Here is a 19,668-nt window from a genome sequence, read left to right on the forward strand (position 1 = left end):
GCGGCTCACTTCAACCAGTGGTCAGCGATGTGTCGAAGATGGGTTTACTTATGCGAGGGTCGGCGATGCGTTTCGGCAGGTTTCCATCCATGGTCGCCGCCTTTTGTCTCGTGTCTCCGGTGTGTGGTGCGTTTCAACGGGATGTGGATCCAGCGCAGGTGGTGCGCATCGATGTCGGGAACATCGAGCCGATTAAAGTGGGCGTCCTGACTCCCAGCGGAAAATTCCTTTTTCTGAGGGGTAGCGGTATGCAGTGCGAGGGCGTTTCGGTAACGGGCGGGCAGGTGGTTGTCACGCCTGCGATAGCTGCCGGGATGTACTGGGATTCGCAGGGCAAGGAACATGTGGTCGCCGCCTTTTCAGAGGTAGGAACCTTCACGATCTATGTCTCCGACAATCTCGAAACGGAACAGGATGGTGCGTTCGCGACGAAGCACCGCTATGTCAACCAGCATCCATCGCACATGGTCGTCTCTGCTGGAGCGTGTCAGAAGCGCAAGAGCTGATCGGCGTTGCTGCAGAGCGCACGCCCATGCGCTCGACATTCCAAGCGAGTGCGTGAATAGGCGTTGCGATCGCAGAGCGGTCCGTCACGCCGCCCTGGGAGGGGGGGTGTTCGGGACGCCGGCGAACGGCCGATGGTCTGCCTACAGCACCTGGCCGGTCACCGCCACGAAGTGGCAGACGCTGCCGGCGAGGACGAACAGATGCCAGATGGCGTGGAAGTAGCGGACGGTGTCGCGCTGGTAGAAATACGTGCCCAGGGTGTAGAACAGGCCGCCGGCCAGCAGCCAGCCCAGGGTCCAGGCGTCGATGGAGCGCAGCAGCGGTTCGATCGCCACCACGATCAGCCAGCCCATGGCGATGTACAGAATGGTCGACAACAGGCGGAAGCGGCCGGTGAAGAACAGCTTGAAGATCACGCCGGCCACGGCGATGGTCCAGATCGCCGCGAACAGGCCCCAGCCCCACGGGCCGCGCAGGCCTATGAGGGTGAACGGGGTGTAGGTGCCGGCGATCAGCAGGTAGATCGCGCAGTGGTCGAAGATCTGCAGGCGCGCCTTGGCGCCGGGATGCGGGATGGCGTGGTACAGCGTCGAGGCCACGTACAGCAGCAGCAAGGTGACGCTGAACACGATCGCGGTGGCGAGCCGCCAGCCGTCGCCGTAGATCGCGGCGAGGGTGATCAGCACCGAGCCGCCGGCCAGCGCGGCGATGGCGCCGAGGCCGTGGGTCAGGGCGCTGGCCAGTTCGTCGCGCCAGTCCGTGGAAGGCTGCGCGTCGGCGTTCGAGTAGGCGGGCGACCGTTCTGCATCCATGGGTCCGCACGGTAGCGCAATTGCGAGCGGTTCGCATCCGCTGCGGCGCAGCACTGCGACGCCGGTTGGGCGTGCGCTCAGCCGGCGCACGCCCGTGGTCACATGGCGGTCATTCCACCGCCACGCTGTGCGCGTGTTCGCGCGTGGCGGCGAAGCGCACGTCCGGCGCGCGTTCCTGCGCCAGTTGCAGGTTGACCCGGGTCGGCGCCAGGTAGACCAGTTCGCCGGCGGCGTCGATGCCCAGGTTCATCGCGTTCTTCTCGCGGAACTCTTCCAGCTTCTTGGGGTTGTCGCAGTGCACCCAGCGCGCGGTGACCACGCCCACCGGTTCGAAGCTGGCGTCCACGCCGTACTCGTCCTTCAGCCGGTAGGCGACCACGTCGAACTGCAGCGTGCCGACCGCACCGAGGATCAGGTCGTTGCTCATCAGCGGGCGGAAGAACTGGGTGGCGCCTTCCTCGGACAGCTGCGCCAGGCCCTTCTGCAACTGCTTGAGCTTGAGCGGGTCGCGCAGGCGTGCGCGGCGGAACAGTTCCGGGGCGAAATTGGGGATGCCGGTGAACGACAGCGATTCGCCCTCGGTGAAGGTGTCGCCGATGGAGATGGTGCCGTGGTTGTGGATGCCGATGACGTCGCCGGGGTAGGCCTCGGCGGCGATCTCGCGATCGCTGGCCATGAAGGTCAGGGCGTTGGCCAGCTTGACTTCCTTGCCGGTGCGCACGTGCAGGGTCTTCATGCCGGCGGCGAAGCGGCCGGAGCAGATGCGCATGAAGGCGACGCGGTCGCGGTGCTGCGGATCCATGTTGGCCTGGATCTTGAACACGAAGCCGGTGAGCTTGTCCTCGCCGGCCTGCACCTGGCGGCCGGTGGTGGCGCGCGGCTGCGGCGGCGGCGCGTGCTCGGCGAAGAAGTCCAGCAGCGGCTGCACGCCGAAGTTGTTGACGCCGGAGCCGAAGAACACCGGAGTCTGCTTGCCGGCGCGGTAGGCGTCCAGGTCGAAGGCGTGGCTGGCGCCCTGCACCAGCTCCAGTTCCTCGCGCAGTTCGGCCAGCATCTGTTCGCCGATCTTCTCGGCCAGACCAGGCGCGTCCAGCGACGGGAAGATGGTCGAGTCCTGGCGGGTGAAGTTGCGGCCGGGCTCGTACAGGTGCACTTCGCCGGTCACCAGGTGCACCACGCCCTTGAGGCGCTGGCCCATGCCGATCGGCCAGGTCACCGGCGCGCATTCGATGCCCAGCACCGTCTCCACCTCGTCGAGCAAGTCGATCGGATCCTTGCCCTCGCGGTCGAGCTTGTTGATGAAGGTCATGATCGGCGTGTCGCGCAGCCGGCACACCTCCATCAGCTTGATGGTGCGCTCTTCCACGCCCTTGGCCACGTCGATCACCATCAGCGCCGAGTCCACCGCGGTGAGCACGCGGTAGGTGTCCTCGCCGAAGTCGGCATGGCCGGGGGTGTCGAGCAGGTTGATGATCTTGCCTTCGTACGGGAACTGCATCACCGACGAGGTCACCGAGATGCCGCGTTCCTTTTCCAGCGCCATCCAGTCCGAGGTGGCGTGGCGCGCGGCCTTGCGGCCCTTCACCGAGCCGGCCATCTGGATCGCCCCGCCGAACAGCAGCAGCTTTTCGGTCAGCGTGGTCTTGCCGGCGTCGGGATGGGAAATGATGGCGAAGGTGCGGCGGCGCGCAGCTTCGGTGGCGACTTCGGACATGGGCGGCACGCCCGCAAAGGGCGTCATCGGCAACGGAGGAAGCCGCCGATTATAGCGGGCTTCCCGCAAGGCCCGTTCAGTTCAGCAGCCAGGGATGCGGGCGCCTGCTGGACTGGCGCGCCACCAGGTTGTAGACGATGACCATGCCGAGCAGCAGCAGGCTCCAGGCCGGTGCCAGCCAGTGCGGCGGCACTGCGCCGGGTGCGCCGGCCTGGCCGATGCTGATGGCGGCCAGGACCGTCAGAAGGAATTGTGCCATGCTCAGCACCAAGCCGCCGCGAGGCCAGCGCATGCACACCAGAAGCAGTGTGCTGGCGGTCAGGGTTGCGGTCAGGGTGATCGACACGACGAGCGGGTAGTAGGCCGACGGTGCGTGCTTCACCACCCCGAGCAGGCAGGACAGGCCCAGCCAGGGCAGCGCTGCGGCAAGCGCGCGTTTCAGGATCACCTGGTTGAACAGCTTGCCGGCCTGTCCGGGCGCGCCCAGGCCCGGCAATAGCGCGCTTTCCATCAGTCCCTGGTTGCCGTGTTTGCGCCATAGCCATAGCCGCTGCAGGAACTTCACGCTGGACATGTTGGCCATGACGTTAGCCAGGATCAGGGGCATCGCTGGCGATTGCGAATGCAGCAGCAGCGGCGTCCACAGCAGCAGGACCAGGGCCGGCATGGCCACCGTGGCCAATGCCGTGCCGACGGCGTTGCCGGGGGCGAAGCCGGGGCCGAGGGCATAGCGCATGGCGCGTTCCGGTTGATGGCGCAGATCGGTGGGAAAGGCGGGGCGGGCGATGCCCTGGACCCAGCCCAGGCGCCCGCCTTGCGATTCGACGGCCTGCTTGGTGCTGCCGTCGCCGGGCTGGCGTTGCTGCAGGCCGATCCACATCGGGCGCGACCATGCCGACAGCGCATCGGCCGGGCGACCACGCAAGTACCGGTACGACCACAGGCTGAGCAGAGCGCAGGCGAGCGCAGCGAGCAGCATGCTGGCGCGTGGATGCAGGGTCAGCGGCACGAAGCTGTCCTCGGGCAAAAAGCCGCCCAGCGTCCCCGGCAAGATGCCGATCAAGGGGGCACCCCAGGCCGGCAGGGTGGCGACCACCATGCCGAAGCTTGCGCCGAGTAGCAGGACAGAGAGCGAGAGGCCGGGATCTACACCGCGCACGGCGAACAGCAGCGTCGGCAGCAGCACCGTCAAGGCCAGTGCGGCACCGGACAGAGTGACGAAGCGCGCTGCCATGGACGGCAGACGGAGTTGGCGCCCTTGTTCGAGCAGACTCAGCAGACGAGCGCCGAGCAGCATCCAGACGAACATCGCCATGATCGCCGTGAACATCGGCGGCAGCAGGTTGGCGGCTTTTTCAGGCAGCCAGGTGCAGGCGAAGGCGACGGCGAGGGCTGGCGGATACAGCCATCCGGTCACGCCCGATGCGCGGCAGAGCAGGCGCAGATCTGCAGGAAGACGGTTCATCCGACCACCTCGATGAACAGGTCTTCCAGGCCCAGCCGGTCGATGCGGATGCCGGGAATGGTCAGTAGCGCGGACGGCAGTTCGGTGGCATGCAGCACCACCACGACACCGCCGTCGGCGGAGTGGCGGCGCGCCAGTTCGCCGCGCAACGGCGCGTCCAGCGGCGCGGCCGCCGCCGCCGGGATGCCGATGCGCAGGACCCGGTCCTTGAGCTCGTCCAGCGGCTGGTCCAGCAACAGCCGGCCCTGGTGCAGGAAGGCCACGCGCGAGGCCACGCGTTCCAGGTCGCTGACGATGTGGCTGGAGAACAGCACGGTGGTGCCGGCGTCGCAGGTTTCGGTGACGATCTCGCGCATCAGGTCGCGGCGCGCGACCGGATCCAGCGCCGAGGCCGGTTCGTCCAGCACCAGCAGCGCCGGCCGTGCGGCCAGCGCCCGGACCAGGGCCAGACGTTGGGCCTGGCCGGGCGAGAGCTTGCCGATGCTCTGGGTGCGGTCCAGTTCCCAGCGGCGCAGCAGCGCGTCCGCGCGCTGCGCGTCCCAGTGCGGATAGAGTTGCGCGGCAAAGGCGAGCAGTTCCGCCACGCGCATCCAGCCGAAGGCCTGCGGCTGCTGCGGCACGAAGCCCAACTGGGCCTTGCGTGCGTCGTCCAGATGCAGCGCCGGGCCGCCGAACACCCGCGCCTGGCCGCGCTGCGGCTGCAGCAGGCCGAGCAGGCAGGCCAGCAGGGTGCTCTTGCCGGCGCCATTGCGGCCGATCAGCCCGACCACCTCGCCGCGCGCCACCTGCAGGTCCACGCCCTGAAGCACCGTGCTGGTACCGAAGGCCAGGTGCAGGTCGTGCGCCGCCAGCGGCAGGTCCATGTCCAGGTCGGTCTGGATTGCCGTCTGCATTACCACGCTACTCATCGCCAGGTTCTCCAAACAACTGTTCAAGACGTTCGATCACGGGAGGCGACGGCAGGCCCAGTTCCCGGCAATGCCGGACCAGTTCCTGCAGGCGCGGTTCGATCAACTCCAGGCGCTGCCCTTGCCGTTGCGGCGCGGCGGCGGTCGCGGCGATGGCCATGCCGCGGCCGCGCAGGCGTTCCAGCACGCCCTCGGCCTCGAGCTGGCTGTAGGCGCGCGACACCGTCATCGGGTTGACCGCGTGGGTGGCGGCGACCTCGCGTACCGAGGGCAGGCCGTCGCCTGGGCGCAATTGCCCGGCGGCGACCAGGCGGCGGATCTGCTCGGCGATCTGCCGGTAGATCGGCTCCGGGGCGCTGGGTTGGACGTGGAGGTGGGTTGCATCCATGTGTATTAATACATCAATACACTTGGCGAATGTCAATGCGTTTGCCGACGAACGGCAGGCGCGCTCAGGGTGGAGTGGGATGGGCGAAGCGCAGTTCGCCCAGCGGGCCAGCCATGCGAAACGGCACCGATTCCAGGTGCAGGCCGTGGTTGAGCTGGACGGCGAAATGCAGGTGCGGGCCGCTGCTCAGGCCTGTATTCCCGGACAGGCCGAGCCGCTCGCCGCGCCGCACCGCCTGGCCGACCCGCACCTGCACGCCGCCGGCGGCCAGGTGCGCGTAGATCGCCATGCTGCCGTCGGCGTGCAGCACCCGCACCAGGTTGGCGGCCTGGCCCAGGCGTGGATCGGTGCCGGATTCGCGGAAGTCGTCGCGCACCTCCATCACCACGCCCTCGCGTGCGGCCAGCACCGGCGTGCCTTCGGGCAGGGCGAAGTCCAGCGCATAGGCATTGGCGGGATCGCGGTGGCTGAAGGCGCCGCCGAAGCCCTGGTCGATGCGCACCGGGCGATCGGCGAAGGGCAGGGCATACAGTACCGCGTCGGCATGGGCGCGCGGCGAACCGGGCACCGCTTCGATGCGCAGCCGGGCGCCGTCGCCGCCCGGCTCGGCGAGGTCACCGGGCGGATACAGGCGCGCGACCACGCGGCGCTCGCCGGCGGCCAATTCCACGGTCAGCGGCAGCGCGGGCACGGCAGTGAAGCCGGCGCGGTCGCCCAGCAGGCGGATCTGCACCGGGCCGCCGAGCGGATTGCCCAACGCGACCTCGCGCAGCCCGCTGTCGCGTGCGGTCACCTGCAGCCACGCCGGCGGTGGCTGTGGTTCGGGCCGCGGGGCATTCCATCGCAGCAGCGGCTGCGCGGGCGCGCCGGTCGCTGCCAGCGACAGGACCACGGCAAGCCAGCGGCGGGGGCGGCGTCGGCGCAAGGACGGAAGGCGCGATGGGGGAAGCGGAGTATCGCCGAGGCCGGGGATCGAAAAATCATATCGCTTCATCCGAATAAAGAGATTGACATTGCCGAAAATCGCTGGCATCGTGGCTCCACCATCGAGACCGGCGGAGGGACAGGCCCTTTGATGCCGGGGCAGCCAGCGGACGCGCAAGCGCCCGTGTAGGTGCCAAATCCTGCGGGGACCCACGCGTCCGCCGAAAGATGGTTCGATCCATGCCTTCTGCATGGCGAACGCGAGCTCCGCGAAGCTCGATGGCCGTTCCTCCCTGGATACCGCCATGCGCCTCGTGAACTCGCCTGATCGCCCCACCTCCGCCATTCCGTCCCACGACCGCGTTGCCGCGCCGGCCGACGGCGTGCACGCGATGCGTGGCGAGATCGCCGTCGCCTTGCCGCTGCGCCATGCCGGCGTGCAACTGCTGCGCCTGCGCTACGAACTGAGCGGCCCGGCTGCCGCCCCGGTGGTGTTCGTCGCCGGCGGCATCTCCGCGCACCGCCATCTCGCCGCCAACGCCAGCTTCCCCGAGAAGGGCTGGGCCGAAGGCCTGGTCGGGTCCGGGCGGGCGCTGGACCCTACGCAGCGGCGGCTGCTGGCGTTCGATTTCGTCGGCGCCGACGGCAGCCTGGATGCGCCGATCGACAGCGCCGACCAGGCCGATGCCATCGCCGCGCTGCTGGACGCGCTGGACATCGCGCAACTGCAGGGGTTCGTCGGCTACTCATACGGTGCGCTGGTCGGCCTGCAACTGGCGGTGCGGCATCCGCACCGCGTGCAGAAGTTGATCGCGGTCAGCGGCGCACACCGGGCGCATCCGTATGCCGCGGCCTGGCGCGCGCTGCAGCGTCGCGCCGTGGCGCTGGGCCAACTGCAGTGCGCGGAGAGTCACGGGCTGTCGCTGGCGCGGCAGTTCGCGATGCTCAGCTACCGCACGCCCGAGGAATTCGGCGAACGCTTCGACGCCGCGCCGGAAGTGATCAACGGCCGCGTCCGCGTCGCCGCCGAAGACTATCTGGACGCCGCCGGCGCGCAGTACGTGGCGCGCACCCAGGTCAACGCCTACCTGCGCCTGTCCGAATCCATCGACCTGCACCGCATCGATCCGGCCGCCGTCGCCGTGCCCACGGTGGTGGTGGCGGTCGAAGGCGACCGCCTGGTGCCGCTGTCGGACCTGGTCACCCTGGTCGAAGGCCTCGGCCCGCGCGGCAGCCTGCGCGTGCTGCGTTCGCCCTACGGCCACGACGCCTTCCTGAAAGAAACCGATCGCATCGACGCGATTCTCGCCACCGCCCTTCGCCCCACCGGAGTTGCCGCATGAGCACTGCCCACGACACCGATCTGCCCTGTAGTGCCGCCACCGCCGCGGTCCGCGCCGGCATCGACCGCGATACCGCCTACGGCGCGGTGACCCCGCCGATCGTGCTGTCGTCGAACTTCAGCTTCGACGGCTTCGGCAACAAGCGCCAGTACGACTACACCCGCAGCGGCAACCCCACCCGCGACCTGCTCGGCGAAGCGCTGGCGGAACTGGAAGGTGGCGCCGGCGGCGTGATCACCGCTACCGGCATGGGCGCGATCAACCTGGTGCTCAACGCGCTGCTGCAGCCCGGCGACAAGCTGGTGGTGCCGCACGACGCGTACGGCGGCAGCTGGCGGCTGTTCAACGCGCTGGCCAAGAAGGGCCATTTCGAACTGATCACCGCCGACCTGACCGATCCGCGCTCGCTGGCCGATGCGCTGGCGCAGGCGCCGAAACTGGTGCTGATCGAGACCCCGTCCAACCCGCTGCTGCGCATCACCGACCTGCGTTTCGTCATCGACGCCACGCACAAGGCCGGCGCGCTGGCGGTGGTCGACAACACCTTCCTGTCGCCGGCGCTGCAGACCCCGATCGCCTTCGGCGCCGACCTGGTGATCCACTCCACCACCAAGTACGTCAACGGCCACAGCGACGTGGTCGGCGGCGCGGTGATCGCCGCCGATCCCGAGCTGCACCAGCAACTGGTGTGGTGGGCCAATGCGCTGGGCCTGACCGGCTCGCCGTTCGATGCGTTCCTGACCCTGCGCGGCCTGCGCACGCTGGACGCGCGCCTGCGCGCGCACCAGGAAAACGCGCAGGCGGTGGTGGAACTGCTGACCACGCACGCCGCGGTGCGCCAGGTGTACTACCCCGGCCTGGCCTCGCATCCGGGCCACGCGGTGGCGGCGCGGCAGCAGCGCGGCTTCGGCGCGATGATCAGTTTCGAACTGGCCGGTGGCGAGGCCGAGGTGCGCGCCTTTGTCGACGGCCTGCGCTACTTCACCCTGGCCGAATCGTTGGGCGGCGTGGAGAGCCTGGTCGCGCATCCGGCGACCATGACCCATGCGGCGATGACCGCCGAGGCGCGTGCCAAGGCTGGGATTTCCGACGGCCTGCTGCGTCTGTCGGTGGGCATCGAATCCAGCGCGGACCTGGTCGCCGACCTGCAGGCGGGCCTGCAGCGCGCGCAGCGCGCCGGCGAGGCGCTGGCACGCAAACGGGTGGACGCGTGAGCAGCGGCCTGGCCGATGCGCCATCGGCGCCGCTGCGTGCGGCGCCCATCGCGACCACCGCGCGGCTGGGCCTGCTCGGCACCGGCACCGTCGGCCGCGCCTTCGTCGCGCGCTACCAGGCGCTGCAGCAGCGCCGCCCGGGCCTGCCGACCTTCGCCTGGCTGGCCAATTCGCGCACCGTTGCCGATTGCGCGGTGACGCCGGCGCAGGCGCTGGCCGCGGCCAATGCCGCCGCGCGCACAGCGCAGGCGGTGACGCTGCCGGAGGACCTGGGCCGGGGCGACATCGTGGTCGACGCCACCGCCAGCGAGGCGGTGGCGCAGCGCCATGCCGAATGGCTGCGGCGCGGCGTGCACGTGGTCACCGCCAACAAGCTCGGCCAGGGCGCCGCGCTGGCGCGGGCCGAACAGATCCAGGCCGCCCGCCATGCCGCCAGCACCCACTACGGCGACAGCGCCACGGTCGGTGCCGGGCTGCCGTTGCTGAGCAGCCTGCGCGCGCTGGTCGCCGGCGGCGACCATATCCACGCGGTGGAAGGCGTGCTGTCCGGGTCCCTGGCCTGGTTGCTGCATCGCTACGACGGCCGCCGTGCCTTCTCCGCGTGCGTGCGCGAGGCCGCGGCCGCCGGCTACACCGAGCCCGATCCGCGCGAGGACCTGTCCGGCGAGGACGTGCGGCGCAAGCTGCTGATCCTGGCCCGCGCCGCCGGCCTGCCGTTGCGCGCCGAGCAGGTGCAGGTGGAGTCGCTGGTGCCGGCCGCGCTGGCCACGGTGCCGCTGGCGCAACTGGATGCCGCACTCGAACAATTGGACGCACCGCTGGCGGCGCGCCTGGCGCAGGCACAGGCCGCCGGTGCCTGCCTGCGCTTCGTCGGTCGCTTCGATGCAAATGGCGCATCGGTGGGCCTGCGCGCGCTGCCGCTGACGCATCCGCTGGCCAGCGGCGCCGGCACCGACAACCGCGTCGCCATCCACAGCGACCGCTACCTGCAGCAGCCGCTGCTGATCCAGGGGCCGGGCGCGGGCGCCGACGTCACCGCGGCGGCCTTGCTCGACGACGTGCTGCGGATCGCGGTGCGCTGAGCGACGCAAGCGAGGCCCGCATCAGGTGCGGGCCTCGCGGTTCGGGCTCGGGTGAGACCGACGGGCAGCCAGCATAGGGGCGACGCGGCCCGCACGCCGATGCGTGCGGGTCATGCGGCTCGGCCGTCGCGCATGGCGCGACGGCCGGCGCCTCCCCTCATTGCAGGCCCTGGCCCATGGTCTTCAGTAACTCGCCCTGGTAGTCGCCGCTGAATTCCCAGAAGAACGCGCCGCCCAGGCCCTGGGTCTTGACGTAGTTCATCTTCTCGGTGACCAGCGCCGGGTTGTCGTAGCTCCAGAAGGTGCTGCCGTCGTACTTCCAGTGCGCGTGCGCCTGGGCGTCGACGTAGCTGGTGCCGGCGCGGCCGCGCAACACCTTGTAGTCCTCGATGCCGGCCTCGTAGGTGCCCGCCGCGGCGCTGCCGCTCTGGTACAGGCCATGGTTGACGTTGGGCACGTTGGTCCAGCCACGCCCGTAGAAGCCGATGCCGAGGTTGAGCTTGGCGGCCGGCACGCCACGGTCGAGGAAGGCCTGGATGGCGTCGTTGCTGTTGTAGTAGCGCTGGTCGCCGCTGGACGGATCGGCCGACGACTCGAACAGGGCGGAGTGGTGGTTGGTCTGCGGATCCCAGGCGCCGTGGAAGTCGTAGGTCATCACGTTGAGGTAGTCCAGGTATTGCGCGTACAGGTTCGGGTCGGTGACCCGGATCTTGTCGATGCCGGCGCCGACCGCCACGGTCAGCAGCAGCCCCGGCCGCACCTGGTCGAGCTGACGGCGGAATTCGGCCAGCAGCGCGGTGAAGTTCTGCCGGTCCTCGGCGCTGCCGCAGGCGATGCCGCAGGCCACCGGGTACTCCCAGTCGATGTCGATGCCGTCGAACACGCCGGCCGCGGCCGCGCTGCCGCCGGCGCCGTCGGTGACCGGCAGGTTGCCGCGGATGTAGGCGTCGATGCACGAGGCGACGAAGGCCTGGCGGTTCTCGGCGCGCGCGGCGCTGGAGAAGCCGCGCGACCAGGTCCAGCCGCCCAGCGAGATCAGCACCTTCAGCCCCGGATGCGCGGCCTTGAGCTTCTTCAACTGGTTCCAGTTGCCGCGCAGCGGCTGGTCCCAGGTATCACCCACACCGTCCACGCTCTGCGCGGCGGAGAACGCCTTGGTGTAGTCGGCGAAGGCGTCGCCGCCGGCGCCGGTGCTGCTGTCGGAGGGCTGGGTGACGCCGACTTCGCAACGGTTGTTGCGGACGTTGCCGAAGGCGTAGTTGATGTGGGTCAGGTAGCCGGCGGCGCCGCTGGTCTGGATGTCGCGGACCTGGTAGTTGCGGCCGTAGATGCCCCACTGGGTGAAGTAGCCGATCACGCGCTTGCCGCCGCCGGCGCTGGCGGGGAGGGTGCGCACGTTCAGCGTGGCGCTGCTGGCCGAGACGTTGCCGGCGTTGTCGCGGGCGCGGACCACGTAGGCGTACGCGGTGTCGGCGCTCAGCGCCGAATCGGTGTAAGCGGTGGTGGTGGACGTGCCCACGCGATTGCCGTCGCGAAGGATGTCGTAGCCGGCCAAGCCGCTGCCGCCGGCGTTGTCGGAGGCAGCGTTCCAGCTCAGGGTGATGGCGTTGCTGGCGCGCGTGGCCGCGGCCAGGCCGGTCGGCACGCTCGGCGCGGTGGTATCGGTCGACGCCGCCGCGATACTGATCGTAACGGCGGCCGAGGTGGTGCGGGCGCCGGCGTTGTCGGTGGCCACGGCGGTAAGGCTATAGTCGCCGGCCGCCGCGCCGCTCCAGGGCAGCGTGTACGGCGCGCCGCTGACGCTGCCGAGCGAGGTGCTGCCGCGGAAGAATTCGACCCGCGCCACGCTGCCGTCGGGATCGCTGGCCGACGCCTGTAAGCTGATGGTGGTGCCGACCACGAAGCGGGTGCCGCTCGTGGGCGCGGTCAGCGCCACGCTCGGCGGCTGATTGCTGGAACTGCCGTCGCAGGTGCCCAGGTCCTGGTACCAGCCGCAACTGGTGCAGTAGGTCGGTGCGGTGTTCCAGATCGGACCGTTGGCGCGGTACAGGTGGCCGGCGTAGGTCATGGTGTCGCCGGCGGCGTAGATGGTGGCCGGGTTCCAGGCGGCGACGCCGCTGCACGCGGCGGCCGAGGCCTGGCCGGGCACGAGGCCGGCGAGGACGAGACAACAGAACAGCAACCACGATCCAGCGGATTTCGTGTGCATGGTGACGCCTCCGATGCGGTAGGTAACGCGACTGAGGAGCGGCGGTTCGCCGCTGTCTGGTTCCTTGGATGCGATCACCCGGGAGCGTTCGGCGCCGACGTCGTGTGGCGTTCGTGCGCGGACCGGGCAGGCGCAGGTTTCTGGCCAGAAGACAACGTTGTCAACAGACAATTCGGGCGAATGCGAGATGCATCCAGAATCACTGCGATGACAACGTTTTCATGGACGGCCGATGCTGCAGCGCAATGGCTGCAGCGTCGGGTGCATCCGCGTTTGCGGCGGGGCTGGCACGGCGCATGGCGGCCAGGTTCGTGCAACGCCCAGGCGACGTGCTGTCGCTACCGGCACGCTGCCCCGATCACCCAGGCTGCGCGACAAGACGCGTTCGTGCCGCCGTGCAGGCACGACTGGTGTGGCGCCTGGGATCAGGGCGTCTTGTCCAGCGCCTCGAGCAGCGCGGCGTTGAAGCGCTGCGGCGCTTCCACCTGCGGTGAATGGCCGAGGTCGTCGAAGGCGACCAGATGCGCGCCGGGAATCGCCGCGGCCGCGCGCTTGCCCAGGGCCGGGTAGTCGCCCAGGGTCGCCGCCAGTGCCGGCGGCGCCAGGTCCTTGCCGATCGCGGTCCGGTCGCGCTGGCCGATGAACAGCGTGGTCGGCACGCGCAGTTGTGCGAAGCGCTGCACCACTGGCTGGTTGAACACCATGTCCGAGGTCAGCGCCTGGTTCCAGGCCACGCGCTCGCCGCCGGGGCCGGCGTACAGGCCGGCCTGCATGCTCACCCAGCGGTCGTACTCGGGCTTCCACTGTCCGCCGTAGTAGGCGTTCAACTGGTACTGCTTGATCGAGGCCGCATCGGTCTTGCGCTCCTTGGCGTACCAGTCGTCGACGCTGCGCCAGGGCACGCCGGCGGCCTTCCAGTCCTCCAGCCCGAGCGGGTTGACCAGCAGCAATTGGCTCACGTCCTGCGGGTACTGCAGCGCGTAGTGCGCGGCGAGCATGCCGCCCATCGAATGGCCGACGACCACGGCGCGGGTCACGCCGGCCTGTTGCAGCAAGGCGTGGGTGTTGGCCGCCAGTTGCGCGAAACTAAACTGGTAGGCCTGCGGCTTGCTCGACTTGCAGAAGCCGATCTGGTCCGGCGCCAGCACCCGGTAGCCCTGTGCCACCAGCGCGGCGATGGTCGATTCCCAGGTCGCGGCGCAGAAGTTCTTGCCGTGCAGCAGCACCACCGTGCGGCCGTTCGGCGTGCCGGTCGGGGCCACGTCCATGTAGGCCATCTGCAGCGGCTGGCGCTGCGAGTCGAAGCGGTACCAGTGCACCGGGTAGGGATAGGCGAAGCCTTCCAGTTGCACGCCATAGCGCGGCGGTGCGTCGGTGGCCGTGGCCGTGGCCGTGGCCGTGGCCGTGGCGGAGGCGAGCGGCGACAGGGCGAGGGCGGCGAGCAGCAGGCAGTGGCGCATGGGAGCGGGACGGCAGACGTGATGGACCACGACCTTAGCCCGGCGCGCGCTTGCCAGGCGTCAACGCGTCACGCGGGAGGCGGCAGGCTGCCGCCGTTGTGCACCAGGGTCAGGCAGGCGTGGCGCTGCATCTGCGCCAGCGGCTCCTGCAGCGCCGCCAGCACCTGTTCGGCCTGCGCGCCCAGTACCGGCCGGTACGCGGCCCAGCCGTTGCGGCCCTTGGCCTTGGCCTGGTACAGCGCGCGGTCGGCCAGCACCAGCAACTGCTCCCAGCCGAGCAGGCTGTCGGGGTCGTGCACGAACGGGAATTCCGCCAGCCCGATCGAGCAGGTGACCCGGCCTTGGCGCCCGTGGTCGAACACGAACGGGTGCGCAGCGACCGAGCGGCACAGCCGTTCGGCGGCCATGGTGAGGTTCTCGCGCGGCGCCGAGCGCAGCACCAGCAGGAATTCCTCGCCGCCCCAGCGCACCACGTAATCGCTCTCGCGGGTCAGCCGCACCAGCAACTGCGCCATCTGCTGCAGCACCGCGTCGCCGGTGTGGTGCCCGCCGCTGTCGTTGATCGACTTGAAATGGTCGATGTCGATCAGCGCGAACAGCATGCCCGAGGACAGCATGTCCTCGTCGTTGGCGGCCATGCGCCGGTACAGCGCGATGTCGCTGGGGATGTGCAGCGACAGGTAGCGGCGGTTGCGCAACTGGGTCAGCTCGTCGGTGAAGCTGGCCTCCTGCAGGCGCTGGTTGGCCGCCTGCAATGCCTGGGTGCGCTCGCGCACCTGGCGTTCGAGGATGTCGCGCTGGCGCCGGTTGTGCAGCCGCGCCAGGGCCACCGCGCACAGCAGCAGGGCGAACGCGCCCAGCGTCAGCAGCAGCTTGTAGTACGGCGTTTCCTGGAAGCGCAGTGCGATCCGCAGCGGCAACTGCGCCGGCGCTGCGGCCCACACGCCGGCGTTGTTGCTGCCGGTGACTTCGAAGACGTAGTCGCCGCCGGGCAGGTTGGTGTAGCTGACCGAGCGCTGGCGGATGTCGTCGAGGGTGCGCCAGCCGCGGTCGTAGCCGCGCAGGCGGTAGCGCAACTCGACGTTCTGCGGCGCCTGGAACGAGGCGGCGGTGAATTCGAAGTCGAGGTCGCGCGCGGCTTCCGGCAGCGGGGTGGGCAGTGCCTGCGGCGTCAGCCACAGGCCCAGCGCACGTACCCGCTCCACCACCGGCTGTGGTGCCACCGGATTCTTGACGATGCCGGCGGTATCCAGCGCGACCACCCCATCGCGGCTGGGCAGCCACAGCGTGCCGTGCTCGATGAAGCCCTTGCCGTTGCCGGCGCCGTTGCAGCACATGCCCTGCACGCCGCCGTGGCGCTGCGCGCGCTCGGTGAGCATCAGTTCGGCATTCAGCGGCGCCTGCGGCGACGCCGCGTGGCGCTGCAGGTCGGCCAGGCGCACGCGGTAGACCCCGCGCAGGCCGGCCACCCAGATCGCGCCGCGGCCGTCGTCGGCGATGAAGAACGCGGCGTTCACCGGCAGCCCATCCTGCTCGCCGAACGCGTACCAGTGCGTGCCGTCGAACAGCCACAGCTGCTCGTTGAGGGTGCCGACCAGCCATTGCCCGCCGGGCAGTTCGTGGATCGCGGTGATGTCGGCGCTGGCCAGCGCCGAGCCCGGCGGAGCCAGTGCGACCAGACGCTCGCCGCGCAGTTCGTACAGGCCCGACTGCGCGCCGATCAACAGGCGCCCGTCGCGGGTCTCGTGGATCAGCCGCACGCGCGGATCGCGCAGGCCCTCGGCCGTGCCGTAGCGGCGCAGCCGCGTGCCGTCGGCGCGGAACAGGCCGTCGGTGCTGGCGAACCACAGCCGCTGCGCGCGATCGCGGACGATCCCGCTGACCTGCAGGTCGCGCAGCGGCGCCATCCAGGCCGGCTGGCCGAGCCGGCCGTCGCGGTACAGGGCGGCGCCGTGGCGGGTGCCGATCCACAGTTGCCCGGGTTCGGCCAGCAAGGTGTAGGGCGCTTCGTTGTGCAATTGCGCCAGGGTCAGCACCGGCTGGTAGCGGCCATCGCGCAGCTGCGACAGACCGCTGTCGGTGCCGGCCCACAGCGATCCGTCCGGATCGCGCGCCAGGGTCCACACCAGCGCATCGTCCAGCCCCTCGTGCGTGCTGTAGCGACGCGTCCAGCCGTTCCACAGCCGCGTGGCGCCGTTCCAGCTGCTGCCCAGCCACAGGTTGCGCTCGCGATCCTCGAAGATCGCGTTGACGCCGACGTTCGGCTTGTTTTCCGGGGTGCGTTCGACGATGGCGCCATCGCGCACGCGCAGCAGCGCGCCGGGCTGTCCCACCCACAGGTTGCGGTCGCTGTCCTCGAACAGGGCCAGCACCGCGCGCCGGCTGGTCCCGGCGGGGTCGGGCAGCCATTGCCAGCGCCCGTCGCGGCGCAGCAGCAGGCCATCGCGGGTGCCGGCCCACAGCGTGCCTTGCGCCTCCAGCAGATGTTGCACCGGCACCGCGGCGGCCTCCTGCGGCAACGGCAGCGACACCGGCGCGTCCTGGCCGGCGACGAAGCGCAGCACTTCGCCGCGCGTGCCCACCCACAGCGCGTCGGCGCGCGGCAACAGCGCAGAGGCGCCGCCGGCGATGCGGTGGCGCAGTTGCAGGCGATCGCCCTGCACCGCGTACACGCCATCCTGCGCCGCGACCAGCACGGTGCCGTGCGCATCGGTCGCGATCGCCTCGATGTTGAGCAGTGGCGCCTGCGGATCCTGTGGCAGCAGCGTGGTGAAGCGCCCGTCGCGGTAGCGCGACAGGCCGCGGTAGGTGCCGATCCACAGCGTGCCGGCGGGGTCGACGTGCAGCGCCTTGATCAGGTTGCCGGGCAGGTGCGCCGGCGCGCCCTCGTTGAACGAGGTCATGCGCACGCCGTCGAAGCGGGTCAGCCCGCCCATCGTGCCGATCCACAGATAGCCCTGGCGGTCCTGCGCGAACGCCTGCACGCTCAGCTGCGGCAGGCCCTGGTCCAGGCCCCAGCCTTCGCGCTCGTAGTGGTTGAACTGCTTGTCCGGCTGCAATGCCTGCGCCTGCGGCACACACGCGCTCCACGCTGTCGAGAGCATGGCCAGCTGTAGCGCCAGCAGGCGCCAGGAGGCGTATGGGAACCGCAAGAGCATGCCAATGCCGGATCGGCCGACGTCTCTGTCGTTAGCGGCAACGCCGCGCGGATCTTGATGCGCGCGGCAGTCAGGACGCTGGTGATCGGGTGGGCCAGCGTCCATCGGGGTGGCTCAGCACTCGATGACGTTCACCGCCAGCCCGCCGCGGCTGGTTTCCTTGTACTTGTCCTGCATGTCGCGGCCGGTGTCGCGCATGGTGCGGATCACCTTGTCCAGCGACACCTTGTGCTTGCCGTCGCCGCGCATCGCCATGCGGCTGGCGTTGATCGCCTTGACCGCGCCCATCGCGTTGCGCTCGATGCACGGGATCTGCACCAGGCCGCCGATCGGGTCGCAGGTCAGGCCGAGGTTGTGCTCCATGCCGATCTCGGCGGCGTTCTCGATCTGCCCTGGCTTGCCGCCGAGCGCGGCGACCAGGCCGCCGGCCGCCATCGAGCAGGCCACGCCGACCTCGCCCTGGCAGCCGACCTCGGCGCCGGAGATGGAGGCGTTTTCCTTGTACAGGATGCCGATCGCCGCGGCGGTGAGCAGGAAGTCGAATACGCGCTGTTCGTCTGCGCCGGGGCAGAAGCGGTCGAAGTAGTGCAGCACCGCCGGAATGATGCCCGCCGCGCCGTTGGTGGGCGCGGTGACCACGCGGCCGCCGGCGGCGTTCTCTTCGTTGACCGCCAGCGCGTACAGGTTGACCCAGTCCAGCGTGGTCAGCGGATCGCGCATCGCCGCTTCCGGCTTGGACGACAGCTCGCGGTACAGCGCCGGTGCGCGCCGCGATACGTGCAGGCCGCCGGGCAGCGTGCCTTCCTCGCGGATGCCGCGCGTCACGCAGGCCTGCATCGCGCCCCAGATCTCGCGCAGGCCGGCGCGGATCTCGTCCTCGCTGCGCCAGCACTTCTCGTTCTCGAACATCAGCGCGGCGATGCTCAGGCCGCTGCGCGCGGCCTGCGCCAGCAGCTCGTCGCCGCTCTTGAACGGGTAGGGCAGCGGCGTCTCGTCGGCGACGATGCGGTCGTCGGCGGCGTCGTCCTGGTTGACCACGAACCCGCCGCCGACCGAGTAGTAGTCGCGCGTGGCGACGACTTCGTCGTTGGCCGCGTAGGCGGTGAAGCGCATGCCGTTGGTGTGGTACGGCAGCTTCTGCCGCTTGTTCATCGCCAGGTCGCGCTTCTCGTCGAAGGCGATCTCGTGCTGGCCGAGCAGGTTGATGCGCTTGCTGCCGCGGATGCGCTCCAGCGCGCCGGGGATGATGTCCGGATCGATCAGGTTCGGGCGCTGGCCTTCCAGGCCCAGCAGCACTGCCTTGTCGGTGCCGTGGCCGCGCCCGGTCAGGGCCAGCGAGCCGAACACTTCGGCACGCACCCGCACCACGTCCTGCAGGCGGCCCTGGTCGAACAGCCAGCGGTGCACGAAGCGTTCGGCGGCGCGCATCGGCCCCACGGTGTGCGAGGAACTCGGCCCGATGCCGATCTTGAACAGGTCGAAGGTACTGACAGCCATGCGCGTGCCGAGGGGGGTGGGCGAAAGACCGTCTATTCTATGCTTCCGGCGCGCGGCACAGGTCCGCAGCGCAGCATTGGACGCGAGCATGTCCCTCACTCTGTACCAGCGCGACGACTGCCATCTGTGCGACCAGGCATTGCAGGTGCTGGCGCAGGCGCGCGTGGCCGACCTGGAAAGCGTTTTCATCGACGACGACGCGGCGCTGGAGGCGCGCTATGGCGTGCGCGTGCCGGTGCTGCGCGCCGCCGACGGGCGCGAACTGGACTGGCCATTCGATGCGGATGGCGTGCGCGCCTGGTTGGCGGCCGCGGCCGAACGCGTGTAAGACGCGCATAAAAAAAGCGGCGGACCCGACGAGGAAATCCGCCGCTCAGCGGCCGCGCGCCCGCGGCCTGTGGCGAATCACTTCGCCTTGAACACCACCTTGGTGCTGATCGCGGTTTCGTTGGGAATGGTCTTGGTGTCGGCCCAGTCGCCGCCGCCCACGCCGAAGTCCAGGCGCTTGACCGTGGCCTTGCCGGCCAGCACCGGCTGCGCGCCCGGGGTCCAGGTGAAGGTCAGGGTCACCGGCTTGGACACGCCGCGCAGTTCCAGGGTGCCGTCGGCGGCGAACTGGTTGTTGCCCAGCGCGCGGAACTTGTCGGCGCGGTAATGCGCGGTGGCGAACTTGGCCACGTCGAAGAAATCCGCACCCTGCAGGGTGGAATCGCGGTCGTTGTTGCCGCTCTTGGCGCCGGCCAGCGGGATGGTGACGTCGAGCTTGGCGCCGGCCAGGTTGGCCGGGTCGAAGCTGAGCTTGGTGTCGAAGCCGGGGAACTGGCCGGTGAACACTTCGCCGTCATACTTGCTGGCGAACACCAGGGTGGAGCCGGGGGCCTGCACATAGTCGGCGGCCCGCACCGCGGGGGCGGCGGCGAGCAGGGCCACCAGGCTGGCGGCAACGGCGGCGGGGGACGCGAAACGGGTGGACATCGAAACAGCTCC

General features: G+C 69.9%; 16 protein-coding genes, 1 pseudogene and 1 riboswitch. Of the genes and pseudogenes, 5 read left to right on the top strand and 12 right to left on the bottom strand.

Going from position 1 to position 19,668, the window contains the following annotated elements; all coding sequences use genetic code 11:
* The first annotated feature begins 89 nt into the window (after positions 1-89).
* Positions 90-506 carry a hypothetical protein gene (locus tag AC1PK7_RS06760; RefSeq protein ID WP_481100278.1) on the top strand — a complete coding sequence of 139 codons (417 nt, stop codon included), beginning with the start codon at positions 90-92 and terminating at the stop codon, positions 504-506.
* Positions 507-647: 141 nt separating this feature from the next.
* Here the strand turns inward: AC1PK7_RS06760 and trhA are convergent, their stop codons facing one another.
* The 6 genes from trhA to AC1PK7_RS06790 all read right to left on the bottom strand — a co-directional run bounded on the left by trhA (position 648) and on the right by AC1PK7_RS06790 (position 6,686).
* On the bottom strand, positions 648-1,319 hold the full coding sequence (gene trhA / locus AC1PK7_RS06765; protein WP_481100279.1) for a PAQR family membrane homeostasis protein TrhA: 672 nt from the start codon (positions 1,317-1,319) through the stop codon (positions 648-650).
* A gap of 109 nt (positions 1,320-1,428) precedes the next feature.
* Entirely contained in the window at positions 1,429-3,033 is a 1,605-nt protein-coding gene (locus tag AC1PK7_RS06770; RefSeq protein ID WP_017910485.1) for a peptide chain release factor 3, read from the bottom strand.
* A 76-nt stretch (positions 3,034-3,109) separates the two neighbouring features.
* Positions 3,110-4,498 (bottom strand): hypothetical protein, encoded by a 1,389-nt coding sequence (locus AC1PK7_RS06775; protein ID WP_481100280.1) that lies wholly within the window; start codon positions 4,496-4,498, stop codon positions 3,110-3,112.
* Positions 4,495-5,406, bottom strand: coding sequence for an ABC transporter ATP-binding protein (locus tag AC1PK7_RS06780; RefSeq protein WP_481100281.1), 912 nt, complete (start codon positions 5,404-5,406; stop codon positions 4,495-4,497). Before AC1PK7_RS06780 ends, AC1PK7_RS06775 begins: the two co-directional genes overlap by 4 nt.
* Positions 5,399-5,794: a GntR family transcriptional regulator gene (locus AC1PK7_RS06785; RefSeq protein WP_010344176.1), complete on the bottom strand. Its 396-nt coding sequence runs from the start codon at positions 5,792-5,794 to the stop codon at positions 5,399-5,401. Before AC1PK7_RS06785 ends, AC1PK7_RS06780 begins: the two co-directional genes overlap by 8 nt.
* A 64-nt stretch (positions 5,795-5,858) precedes the next feature.
* Complete coding sequence (locus AC1PK7_RS06790) at positions 5,859-6,686, bottom strand: M23 family metallopeptidase (RefSeq protein WP_481100282.1); 828 nt, start codon at positions 6,684-6,686, stop codon at positions 5,859-5,861.
* A 148-nt stretch (positions 6,687-6,834) separates the two neighbouring features.
* A riboswitch (SAM riboswitch) is annotated at positions 6,835-6,953 on the top strand.
* Between the two features lie 70 nt (positions 6,954-7,023).
* On the opposite strand from AC1PK7_RS06790, the gene metX reads away from it, so the two are divergent.
* From metX to AC1PK7_RS06805, 3 genes are read left to right on the top strand one after another with little or no spacing between them, the layout of a single operon-like run.
* Positions 7,024-8,061: a homoserine O-succinyltransferase MetX gene (gene metX, locus AC1PK7_RS06795; protein ID WP_481100283.1), complete on the top strand. Its 1,038-nt coding sequence runs from the start codon at positions 7,024-7,026 to the stop codon at positions 8,059-8,061.
* Positions 8,058-9,275 carry an O-succinylhomoserine (thiol)-lyase gene (locus AC1PK7_RS06800; RefSeq protein ID WP_371181467.1) on the top strand — a complete coding sequence of 406 codons (1,218 nt, stop codon included), beginning with the start codon at positions 8,058-8,060 and terminating at the stop codon, positions 9,273-9,275. Before metX ends, AC1PK7_RS06800 begins: the two co-directional genes overlap by 4 nt.
* A 32-nt stretch (positions 9,276-9,307) precedes the next feature.
* Positions 9,308-10,357, top strand: coding sequence for a homoserine dehydrogenase family protein (locus AC1PK7_RS06805; protein ID WP_481100853.1), 1,050 nt, complete (start codon positions 9,308-9,310; stop codon positions 10,355-10,357).
* A 157-nt stretch (positions 10,358-10,514) separates the two neighbouring features.
* Here the strand turns inward: AC1PK7_RS06805 and AC1PK7_RS06810 are convergent, their stop codons facing one another.
* The 5 genes and pseudogenes from AC1PK7_RS06810 to AC1PK7_RS06830 all read right to left on the bottom strand — a co-directional run bounded on the left by AC1PK7_RS06810 (position 10,515) and on the right by AC1PK7_RS06830 (position 18,681).
* Positions 10,515-11,759 carry a glycoside hydrolase family 18 protein gene (locus AC1PK7_RS06810; RefSeq protein ID WP_371182843.1) on the bottom strand — a complete coding sequence of 415 codons (1,245 nt, stop codon included), beginning with the start codon at positions 11,757-11,759 and terminating at the stop codon, positions 10,515-10,517.
* 393 nt (positions 11,760-12,152) lie between these two features.
* Positions 12,153-12,566, bottom strand: a pseudogene (locus AC1PK7_RS06815) (Ig-like domain-containing protein); the annotation flags it as partial.
* Between the two features lie 425 nt (positions 12,567-12,991).
* The gene (locus tag AC1PK7_RS06820; RefSeq protein WP_481100284.1) at positions 12,992-14,026 is read right to left on the bottom strand and encodes an alpha/beta fold hydrolase; all 1,035 of its coding nucleotides are present in this window, start codon (positions 14,024-14,026) and stop codon (positions 12,992-12,994) included.
* Between the two features lie 68 nt (positions 14,027-14,094).
* The gene (locus AC1PK7_RS06825; RefSeq protein ID WP_481100285.1) at positions 14,095-17,184 is read right to left on the bottom strand and encodes a two-component regulator propeller domain-containing protein; all 3,090 of its coding nucleotides are present in this window, start codon (positions 17,182-17,184) and stop codon (positions 14,095-14,097) included.
* Positions 17,185-17,298: 114 nt separating this feature from the next.
* The gene (locus AC1PK7_RS06830; RefSeq protein WP_010344168.1) at positions 17,299-18,681 is read right to left on the bottom strand and encodes an L-serine ammonia-lyase; all 1,383 of its coding nucleotides are present in this window, start codon (positions 18,679-18,681) and stop codon (positions 17,299-17,301) included.
* Positions 18,682-18,769: 88 nt separating this feature from the next.
* On the opposite strand from AC1PK7_RS06830, the gene AC1PK7_RS06835 reads away from it, so the two are divergent.
* The gene (locus AC1PK7_RS06835; protein ID WP_481100286.1) at positions 18,770-19,009 is read left to right on the top strand and encodes a glutaredoxin family protein; all 240 of its coding nucleotides are present in this window, start codon (positions 18,770-18,772) and stop codon (positions 19,007-19,009) included.
* A 77-nt stretch (positions 19,010-19,086) separates the two neighbouring features.
* Here the strand turns inward: AC1PK7_RS06835 and AC1PK7_RS06840 are convergent, their stop codons facing one another.
* On the bottom strand, positions 19,087-19,656 hold the full coding sequence (locus tag AC1PK7_RS06840; RefSeq protein ID WP_017915126.1) for a YceI family protein: 570 nt from the start codon (positions 19,654-19,656) through the stop codon (positions 19,087-19,089).
* Positions 19,657-19,668: the final 12 nt, after the last annotated feature.

Source organism: Xanthomonas sp. NCPPB 3174 (assembly GCF_056725205.1).